Annotated in this window: 8 protein-coding genes; 5 read left to right on the top strand and 3 right to left on the bottom strand. The window is 40.4% G+C overall.

The annotated features are described in order from the left end of the window. Nucleotides 1-63: 63 nt before the first annotated feature. Nucleotides 64-1,647: a putative bifunctional diguanylate cyclase/phosphodiesterase gene (locus tag CXF89_RS20330; RefSeq protein WP_121955601.1), complete on the bottom strand. Its 1,584-nt coding sequence runs from the start codon at nucleotides 1,645-1,647 to the stop codon at nucleotides 64-66. A gap of 154 nt (nucleotides 1,648-1,801) precedes the next feature. Next, on the bottom strand, nucleotides 1,802-2,971 hold the full coding sequence (locus CXF89_RS20325) for an FAD-dependent monooxygenase (protein WP_257983251.1): 1,170 nt from the start codon (nucleotides 2,969-2,971) through the stop codon (nucleotides 1,802-1,804). Between the two features lie 256 nt (nucleotides 2,972-3,227). Here CXF89_RS20325 and miaB point away from each other — a divergent pair, with 256 nt between their 5' ends. Genes miaB through lnt form a run of 5 tightly spaced genes read left to right on the top strand, consistent with a single transcriptional unit; the run spans nucleotide 3,228 to nucleotide 8,698 of the window. Beyond that, nucleotides 3,228-4,676 (top strand): tRNA (N6-isopentenyl adenosine(37)-C2)-methylthiotransferase MiaB, encoded by a 1,449-nt coding sequence (miaB, locus tag CXF89_RS20320; protein WP_101216148.1) that lies wholly within the window; start codon nucleotides 3,228-3,230, stop codon nucleotides 4,674-4,676. Nucleotides 4,677-4,726: 50 nt separating this feature from the next. After that, complete coding sequence (locus tag CXF89_RS20315) at nucleotides 4,727-5,785, top strand: PhoH family protein (protein ID WP_121955599.1); 1,059 nt, start codon at nucleotides 4,727-4,729, stop codon at nucleotides 5,783-5,785. Between the two features lie 4 nt (nucleotides 5,786-5,789). Beyond that, nucleotides 5,790-6,248, top strand: a complete 459-nt coding sequence (ybeY, locus tag CXF89_RS20310) for an rRNA maturation RNase YbeY (protein WP_121955598.1) — start codon at nucleotides 5,790-5,792, stop codon at nucleotides 6,246-6,248. A 22-nt stretch (nucleotides 6,249-6,270) separates the two neighbouring features. Next, on the top strand, nucleotides 6,271-7,155 hold the full coding sequence (gene corC / locus CXF89_RS20305) for a CNNM family magnesium/cobalt transport protein CorC (protein ID WP_007585597.1): 885 nt from the start codon (nucleotides 6,271-6,273) through the stop codon (nucleotides 7,153-7,155). Then, nucleotides 7,136-8,698 (top strand): apolipoprotein N-acyltransferase, encoded by a 1,563-nt coding sequence (gene lnt, locus CXF89_RS20300; RefSeq protein WP_121955597.1) that lies wholly within the window; start codon nucleotides 7,136-7,138, stop codon nucleotides 8,696-8,698. The genes corC and lnt overlap by 20 nt, the downstream gene beginning before the upstream one ends. Before the next feature lie 42 nt (nucleotides 8,699-8,740). Here lnt and CXF89_RS21255 read toward each other — a convergent pair. After that, the coding region (locus CXF89_RS21255; protein ID WP_180961432.1) for a hypothetical protein at nucleotides 8,741-9,531 on the bottom strand (791 nt) is incomplete at its 5' end.

The raw sequence follows: 9,531 nt of genomic DNA, 5'->3' as shown, positions 1-9,531 counted from the left end.
TCAAATCCTGGTATCCCAGCCAATTTGACTCCCCTGTCTAAAACTTCTCAAAACTCATTAACTTCAACTTACTTTCTCTGCATTTAAATAAACACTTATAAATTCATCTATTGTTATTGGTTTACTATATAAATACCCTTGTAAATAATCACAGTTAAGATTCAACAACGCCTGTTCTACTTCTTTAGTCTCTATTCCCTCAGCAACTACATCGCAATTTAATCGACCCGCTAAAAACAATGTAGATTCTACAATGGCGTAATCAGGCGAGTTAGTAAGCATATCTTTGACAAACGACTGATCAATTTTTATTTGATTAATTGGCAGCTCTCTTAATAACGACAGCGACGAGAAGCCTGTACCAAAGTCATCAACACTAAATTTAAACCCGCGCATACTCAACTGTTGCATCATTTTTCTAGCAGCCGGTATATTTGTCATCATTGCACCTTCAGTAATTTCAAAAATTAACGAGTCGCTTAATGTAGGATCCGTTGCGAGTAAACTAATTATAAAATCGTAAAACTCGCTGCTTTCAATATCTTTCGTCGATAAGTTGACATGTATAGTACCGGTGAAGCCAAATAGTTTTAGTTTTCTAATGTGATTAACGGCTTCTTGTACAACCCATTTCGATAAAGGAAAAATAAGCCCTGTACGCTCAGCTACGGTTATAAACTTTTCAGGACTAATAAAGCTACCATCATCTTGCGGCCACCGTATAAGCGCTTCTAGGCCATGTAATTGCAGATCTTTAGAGTCCATTATGGGTTGTAAATAAAGCTCAAACTCATCTTTATGTAATGCCACTTTAATTTTGGCTGATAAATCAAAAAAGTCTTCAGCTCGTTTACCTATTGCAGATGAGTAATTTACTAAAGGTTGAAATGTTTTTTTAGCTTCATGCAGTGCCAAGTCAGCTTTTTTTAATAGCTGATCGGGCAATCGGCTATCATCAGGAAAACGGCTTACGCCTATACTTAACTGTATTTTAACCATTTGCTCATTCGTGCAAAACGGACTTTTGACGGCTGAGTTTATAATGTTTACACAATAATTCATGCTTTCATCTGTATCGGTATGCAGTAAAAATGCGAACTCATCACCTCCAATCCGATATAACTTAGCAATTCCGCATAATTCTTTATTTAGTTTATTGGCAAATGCAGCCAAGAGTTGGTCACCACACTGATGCCCAAACGCATCATTAATTTGTTTAAAGTTATTTAAGTCGATATAAAATAGTGAAAATGGGGAGGGATATTCAACTTGTTTACTCAGAGATTTAAAAAACTTATCGCGGTTAGGTAGAGTTGTTAAGTTATCGTGCTCAGTTTGATATTTTTGATACTGCGTTGCTTGCTCTATTTTAAGAATACTTTTTAAGCTCAGTTTAATAACTAAAAAAACAAACCCACCACCGCCAAGTAACAACATAGCCACCATATTCATAACGACGGGTGCAATGTCGTGATTTGAAAAATAATAAAGTACCCACCAATACCCTATAATAAAAAAAATAATAGCGCATAGCATTACACTCCATGCTCTTTGCGATGTTTTTTTACAAACTTTAACGGTTGTTTTTAAGCTAGCAACAAGCAGTAGCGCACCTAAAATAATTATTACTGTAAAAAAATTATCCACACACAAGCTCTTTAAAGTTATTAAACTGCGATTTAGTGATGTAACACCAGTTAAATTAAAACCGTGTTCAATATAGCCGAGTCATTATTTGCTGACTTAAAAACAGGCATAAAAAAAGGCTCATAAATGAGCCTTTCTAATATCTACTTTAAATTTAGCCTAAATCACCGCTAATTGCGTATTTTAAAACCCAGTTTTTTATTGGCCCCGTATTATTAGCCATTTTTAAAAACTGGCTACGTGCCCATTTAAGTGGCGTAATTTGATTTGAAAACCCAAAGTAACACGCGTCCATCATGCTCATCATTAATAAATTAGCCCTGCGGCGAGCTCGTTCGTATTCTTTAAGTTTCAGAGGGCAACCTATATCTCCTGCTTCGTTTAAAACTTCAGCAAGTGCCACTACGTCCTGAAAACCTAAATTAACGCCCTGCCCTGCAAGCGGGTTAATTGTATGCGCTGCATCGCCCACTAAAACCAAACGCCCTTGCGAATAGCTATTTGCATGTTGGCGAGTTAGCGGAAATATCGCATGGGTTTGTACTTCAAAGTCTCCAGCAAGTTCTGGGAATTTATTCAGTATGTGTGTTTTTAACTGAGTTGGGTTTAGCCCTTTGAATGCTTGTAGTGTATTTGCATTGTCGTACCAAATTAAATTAGCGTACGGTGCCTGCATTGGTAAAAATGCTAATGGCCCGGTTGGTGTAAACTGTTGCCATGTTTTAATTTGTTGCGGGGCATCGAGTTTAATTAATACCCCCATGCAATGCTGTTGGTACTGCCATCCCGTAATACCAATATTAGCTTTATCACGCAATTGCGATTGCCCGCCATCGGCGGCAATTACTAAATCAGCCGTATAGGTTTGATCACCATACACAAGCGTAATTAAATCATCCGTTTGCTCTACTTTAGTTACCGGTAATGATTGCTCAATAACCTCAATCTTATAATGCCCAAATTGCTGCCACAAACTTGCTTGAATTAGACTATTTTCAATCAAGTGGCCTAAATGTGTCGTGTTTATGTCGGCGCAATCAAATAATAAATTGTCACCACCGCGCTCAAAAGCCTCTAATTGTTGATAAGGTGCTATGCGGTTTTGCCTTAAAAGAGGCATTGCCCCTAATTCATCAAGTAAATTTTCTGAAAAACGATTAATAGCAGACACTCTAATATCCACCTTATCGCTACTAAGAATGTGCGATGGGTCTATTAGGTGTTTTTCAATTATGCGCACGGCAAAGCCTTGTTGAGCCAGCTTTATCGCCATAGCCGCGCCAACCATGCCTCCGCCAACTACTATCACATTATTTTTAGTCATGTTTTTCATCATTTTATTATTACTTGAGTCTGTTTTGATTGTATCAAAATTAATTTGTTTTATACCAGAGGATATCCCTAACAGCTGATTAAACTCGCCCTGTATTGATTTGAGATCACAAACATGAAAACTATACTTGGATCTGGGCGGGTATCCAGCTAAAATACGCCTCCTTTAAGTGAGCATGCTTGCTCCTTAATCCTGTTTCTAGCACATTTTTGTGCCACTATCGAATTGAACACGAGGCAATATTTCAATGAGCAAAAAGCTGCATATTAAAACCTGGGGTTGTCAGATGAACGAATACGACTCTCAGAAAATGGCTGAACTTTTAGATGCCACCAACGGCTACCAGCTAACTGATGATGCAACAGATGCCGACGTAATCTTACTTAACACCTGTTCAATTCGTGAAAAAGCACAAGAGAAAGTATTTCACCAGTTAGGTCGTTGGAAGTTGTTGAAAGACGACAAGCCAGACTTAATAATTGGTGTAGGTGGTTGTGTTGCCTCACAAGAAGGTGACTCTATTCGCCAACGTGCACCATTTGTGGATGTTATTTTTGGCCCGCAAACGCTACACCGTTTACCAGAAATGATTAAACAAGTGCAAGGCAACAAAGGCTCATCGGTTGTTGATATTTCATTCCCAGAGATTGAAAAGTTTGACCGCCTGCCAGAGCCAAAAGCGGATGGCCCATCTGCGTTTGTATCAATTATGGAAGGCTGTTCTAAATACTGTACTTTTTGTGTTGTACCGTATACTCGCGGCGAAGAAGTTAGCCGCCCAGTAGATGACGTACTACTTGAAATTGCACAGCTTGCTGAGCAAAACGTACGTGAAGTAAACCTACTAGGCCAAAACGTAAACGCATACCGCGGCGACACGCACGATGGCGAAATATGTTACTTCTCAGATTTAATTCGTCTTATTGCTGCTATTGATGGTATTGACCGTATTCGTTACACCACATCGCACCCGGTAGAATTTACGCCTGATATAATCGACGTTTACGCTGATGTACCAGAGCTTGTAGATCACTTACACCTACCAGTACAAAGTGGTTCAGACCGTATATTAAACCTAATGAAACGTGGCCATACGGCAATTGAATACAAATCGACAATTCGTAAGTTACGCAAAATTCGTCCTAACTTAAGCATGTCGTCAGATTTCATTATTGGTTTCCCAGGCGAAAGTAAAGAAGACTTTGAAGCAACCATGAAGCTTATTAGCGACATTGGTTTTGATATGAGCTTTAGCTTTATTTACAGTGCACGCCCAGGTACGCCAGCGGCAGATTTGCCAGATGACGTAACAGAGCAAGAGAAAAAAGAACGCTTATACTTACTACAAAACCGTATTACACAAATGGCGCAGCAAATTAGCCGTCAAATGTTCGATACAGAGCAACGTATACTTGTTGAAGGTCCTTCTAAAAAGAACCCAATGGAATTACGTGGCCGTACCGAAAATAACCGTGTAGTAAATTTTGTTGGCCCGCACACAGTGATCGGACAGTTTGTTGACGTACGTATTACCGAAGCACTACCTAACTCTTTACGTGGTGACTTAATTCGTACAGAATCAGAAATGAACTTACGACGTGAAATCGCTCCTTCAGCTATTTTAACTAAAGCTGCAGCTGCAGAGCCAAAACCAGACACTGTTAACGAAATTGGCGTAGCTTCTTTCGTTCCTTAGTCACACTATTAGCGCCAGTTAACGCTGGCGCAGTACTATAGGAAGCAATTTTGAGTAATCAGTTAAAAACATTAGAGATTTATTTAGAACCTGCCGATAACAAACGCCTTTCTTCTTTATGTGGCCCGTTTGACGAAAACATCAAACAAATTGAAGGCCACCTGGCTGTTGAAATAATTCACCGCGACAACTTTTTTAAAGTAACCGGTAAACTACACAACTGCGCCGGCGCTGTAGAAATCTTAAAAAACCTTTATGTTGATACTCAGCCAGTTCGTGGTGTTTTAGGCGAAATAGAACCCGAAGCCGTTCATTTAGCTATTACCGAATCAAAAGCCCTAGAGCAAGACGCATCAAGCAGCGCTTACGGCAAAGAAATGGTGATTAAAACGCGCCGTGGTGTTATTAAACCACGTAACGATAACCAAGGTGTTTATGTGGCTAATATTTTAAACCACGACATTACCTTTGGTATTGGCCCTGCTGGTACTGGTAAAACCTACCTTGCAGTTGCTGCCGCCGTTGACGCCCTTGAGCGCCAAGAAATACGCCGCATATTATTAACGCGTCCTGCTGTAGAAGCGGGCGAAAAGCTTGGTTTTTTACCCGGTGATTTAAGTCAAAAAATAGACCCGTACCTGCGCCCTCTTTACGACGCTCTTTTTGAAATGCTAGGTTTTGAAAAAGTAGAAAAACTCATCGAAAAAAATATCATTGAAGTCGCCCCACTTGCTTACATGCGCGGACGTACTTTAAACGATGCCTTTATTATTTTAGATGAAAGCCAAAATACCACCGCCGAGCAAATGAAAATGTTTTTAACCCGTATAGGGTTTAACTCAAAAGCGGTTATTACAGGCGATATAACACAGGTCGATTTACCTCGTGGCACACGTTCAGGCCTTCGCCATGCAATGGAAGTACTTGATGGCGTAAACGAAATTAGCTTTAACTACTTTAAAGCCCAAGACGTAGTACGCCACCCTGTTGTAGCACGCATAGTTGAAGCCTACGAGCGAAACGACGAAAGCGAGCGACTAAAGCGCATTGAAAAGCAAAATGCAAAAGACGCACTTGCAGCTATTCAACAGCCTACTACTAAAGAGTAATACTTTGACAACCGAACTTGATTTACAAATAGCCTGTGAGTTTGACAACCTCCCAAGCGAAGAGCAATTTGCACTGTGGGCTGACAAAGCCCTTAGCCAATACCGTGACGAGTCAGAACTCAGTATCGTTATTAGCGACGAAGCGCAATCGCAACAACTTAATAACGACTATCGCGGTAAAAATAAACCGACCAACGTACTGTCGTTCGAATTTGAAGCACCACCAGGAATAGATATTCCCTTGGTTGGTGATTTAATTATTTGCCCAGCTATTGTATTAGCTGAAGCAATTGAGCAAGAGAAGTCATTTCATGACCACTTTGCCCACATGGTTATTCACGGATGCTTGCATTTGCTTGGATTTGACCATATAAAGAGTGACGATGCTTTAGAGATGGAAAGCATCGAAAAGCAATTACTTGCAAAGCTAAACATAGCAGACCCATACCGGGACGATATTTAAATTAACGGAGCAATTAGACGCAATGAGCGACGGTAACTCGCAATCTAGCCAGGGTTCTTCTGGCAAAACGTGGTTGGGCAGAATAGCCCAAATGTTGCAAGGGGAACCCCAGAATAGAGAAGAGCTGGTCGAAGTTATTGCCGATGCGCAAGAACGAGACGTAATCGATCCTGAAACAAAAGAGATGATAGAAGGTGTGCTTGGCGTGTCTGAGCTTAAAGTGCGAGACATAATGGTTCCGCGCTCACAAATGATCACTCTTGAGATCGACAGCCCGCTTGAAGAGCTAATTCCAATGATGGTTGACTCAACTCACTCACGTTTTCCTGTGGTGATTGAAGACAAAGACCATGTAGAAGGTTTTTTACTCGCTAAAGATTTATTGCCACTGATCTTAAATAAAGACGAGCATTTACCATCAATACGCGATTATTTACGCCCAGCAATGGTAGTACCTGAGAGCAAACGTGTTGATACATTGCTAAACGAATTCCGTCAGCAGCGCTACCATATGGCTGTTGTTATTGACGAATACGGCGGCGTATCGGGCTTGGTAACGATTGAAGATATTCTTGAAATAATTGTTGGCGAAATCGAAGATGAGCACGACGAAGAAGAAGAACATCAAGATATTCGTCGACTTGCTAAACATGTTCACGTAGTGCAAGCACTCACACCTGTAGATGACTTTAACGAGCATTTTAAAACAGGCTACAGCACAGACGAAGCCGATACTATTGGCGGAACTGTACTGCACGCATTTGGCCATATGCCAAGCCGTGGTGAAACGATTGACATAGAAGGTTACCAATTTAAAGTAACCAACGCCGACAATCGTCGTATTTTGCAACTGCAAGTCACCGTTCCTAAGGCTGATGATAACGACAGTGAAGAAACTGCTAACTAGACTTACCCTATTAGCAAAAGATAAAAAAGCATGGCTCGCACTCGTTGCGGGCCTTGTTTTAACTTTTGGCTATGCTCCCTTTGAAATTTGGCCCATCGTATTTATTAGCCTTGGTGCCATAATTTTTTGCGTTAATCCCAATAATACCGGTAAAGCACACGCAAAAACCGCCGCTAAATATGGCTTTATATTTGGCCTAGGCTGGTTTGGTGCAGGTATAAGCTGGGTACATGTTTCTATTGCCACCTTTGGCGGTATGCCGCTGATAGCATCGCTCTCGTTAATGGCTTTTTTGTGCGCCTACTTAGCGTTATTTCCCGCACTTGCCTTTTGGGCAACTACACGCTTTGCCAGTGGCCCTAAAAGCTTTGGCGCATTACTAATTGCCAGCTTTGCAATTAGTGAGTATTTACGTGGCACCGTACTTACCGGTTTCCCGTGGTTAAGTTTTGGCTATACACAAACTGACGGACCTTTAAGACTGCTTGCCCCTTATATTGGCGAGTTTGGCTTAACCCTTACCTGTGTCGCAATTGGTTTTGCACTTTATCGCTTAACCCAAAAAGATTTTAAAACCCCAGCGGTTACTGCGACAGCAGTTGCGCTTATTTTTGCAGGTGCAAACACCACAGGCAGTATTCATTACACAGATAAAAATATGTCAGTATTGCTCGTACAAGGGAACATACAGCAACACCTGCGCTTTGAGCCAAGTGAGTTTTGGACCACAATGAGCAAATACCAAGACATGACACGTCCACATTGGGATGCCGACTTAATAGTATGGCCCGAAGCCGCGGTGCCTGAAATAGAAATGCTTGCTGATTCCTACCTAGCCAATTTAGACCGTGCCGCCTCGTTTAATAAAACCGCCCTTGTAACCGGTATTGTTGACTACCAGCGAGACACCAAAAACATATTCAATACGCTTATTGTGGTTGGTAATAAAGAACGCGGCGACGAGCACGGGCATTACCATTACCTTGATAAAAACCGTTATCAAAAACACCAGCTATTACCTATTGGCGAATTTGTACCGTTTCAAGACTTTTTGCGCCCTATTGCCCCGTTATTCGATTTACCTATGTCGTCGTTTACCCGTGGCGACAAAGTGCAAAACAACTTACGCGCCAATGGCTATAACTTACTCCCCGCTATTTGCTACGAAATTGTTTTTGCCGATTTAGTACGCGGAAATTACAAAAGCGATTCCGACCTACTCTTTACGGTAAGTAACGATGCCTGGTTTGGTGACTCCATTGGGCCTTTGCAACACATGCAAATAGCCCGCATGCGGGCGCTCGAACTACAACGCCCTCTAGTGCGCGTTACCAACAATGGTGTAAGCGCCGTATACGACCCAATAAGCCACACACAGCAAACCATGCCACAGTTTGAAGCTACCATATTGAGAGCCAACATTAAGCTTATAAAAGGCGACAGCGTGTACAGCCAGTATGGCAATGTGTTTGTATGGGGATTTGTGTTGTTACTGGGAGTTATTGGGTTTGGGGTAAAACTGAAAGATAAAATAAATATTTAAAATTAAAGCGCGATAAGGTAATTATCGCGCTTTAATTTCAAGCTAAAATCTTAATACTCTCGATATGAATTTCAAAGCATCATTTTTTATATCTTCAAACTCACTGTCGCTTGCTTCTGGTCTTTCAACTATCTTACTATAACTTGCACGGGTATCTTTTGATTTAATATTTACAATCAAAGAGTGTACTTTATTTAAAGTCGATTTATTTAGATCACTGACTAGATCACGAGTCTCGGCGATATCATTTGAAAATAAGTACAATAAATTAGCTTCGCTGACAAAGTCATTGCAATTACTAAATTGTAAAATAAGATTATTCATAGGATTTTTATAATCTATCTGTTCACTGCTAGAGCGCCTGCGAGGGCTAAATATGTTATAAATCTTTAGTAGCGCAAACAAAGTACCATATGTAAAAGAGGTACGTTGCTCAAATAAGTCGTTTATTATTCTTTCTGAAAAAAGGTATTTCATAAATACACTTTCTGGATCAAATTGCTCACTTTTTACAATAAACGATGTTAGAAGTTCTAAAGATTTCCTTGATGACCGGACATTAATCGCTTTTTCAAATAATTGCTTAACGGTCGTTTCATCTTTAATCTCATTGTAAAGGATACTCCAACCATAACGCTTGATTGACTCAAGCCAAAAGCTAGAAGTCTCATCATTTTCCACGGCACTACATAAATCAGTGATTGCTTGATTTTTAATAAAGCAGCTATCATCACTTGCAATTTTTTTCAATGTTTCAAAAACGTGCCTTTGTTGAAACTTATTATTTGTAAGCCTACCTTCTATTAAAGAACCACTTATATGAGCGTGTTTAT

The sequence above is a fragment of the Pseudoalteromonas sp. MelDa3 genome, assembly GCF_002863625.1.
Lineage (GTDB): Bacteria > Pseudomonadota > Gammaproteobacteria > Enterobacterales > Alteromonadaceae > Pseudoalteromonas > Pseudoalteromonas arctica.
The sequence above is the reverse complement of the archived record's forward strand: the minus strand, read 5'-3'. Positions and strand labels throughout refer to the sequence as shown.

Bases quoted from the DNA above. Each gene is read 5' to 3' on its own strand.
- CXF89_RS20325 (WP_257983251.1), bottom strand. From the start codon at position 2,971: ATGACTAAAAATAATGTGATAGTAGTTGGCGGAGGCATGGTTGGCGCG.
- corC (WP_007585597.1), top strand. From the start codon at position 6,271: ATGAGCGACGGTAACTCGCAATCTAGCCAGGGTTCTTCTGGCAAAACG.
- miaB (WP_101216148.1), top strand. From the start codon at position 3,228: ATGAGCAAAAAGCTGCATATTAAAACCTGGGGTTGTCAGATGAACGAA.